We start from the raw sequence: 442 nt of genomic DNA, 5'->3' as shown, positions 1-442 counted from the left end.
GCGGGACTGAATGATCGAAGCCATTTCCTGGCGGCGTCATCGATCGTAGCTGTCATAGCCTTGAATAGCGGTTCAACGCAAATCGAATGCCCGATAGCACCAGGTGCACCGAATGCCTTTTTACCCAGAATCCCACTTCCAATCACATAAGCCGCAGTGCGCTTGAGATCGGGGTCTTCACAGTCGATCAATGCTAGCAGTTTTGTTGCGATTTTCGGGAAGTAACCTGTTGCACTCATGCCTTGTGGAACGGCTGAAATTGGTTTTGATATTTGAATAATTGCTTGCACCGTGATGGGGGACGCGTCCGATGACTATCCCGAGACACCTTCGCCCAGAGCAGGGGCGAATTGCGAAGCAAGAACCCATATTGTATGTATTACTCCGTCTTCACGTAGAGGAATTTGCGAGATGTGAGTCGATATCACTGACTTGAACCACG

Annotated in this window: 1 protein-coding gene; it reads right to left on the bottom strand. The window is 49.8% G+C overall.

Annotated features, from left to right (window positions below):
• The coding region (locus tag OWC48_RS46655) for a hypothetical protein (protein ID WP_282526016.1) at positions 1–290 on the bottom strand (290 nt) is incomplete at its 3' end.
• Between the last annotated feature and the right edge of the window lie 152 nt (positions 291–442).

This window comes from Bradyrhizobium sp. Arg816 (genome assembly GCF_029989365.1).
Lineage (GTDB): Bacteria > Pseudomonadota > Alphaproteobacteria > Rhizobiales > Xanthobacteraceae > Bradyrhizobium.
Note: the sequence above shows the minus strand (reverse complement) of the source record. Positions and strands in the feature narration are given on the sequence as shown.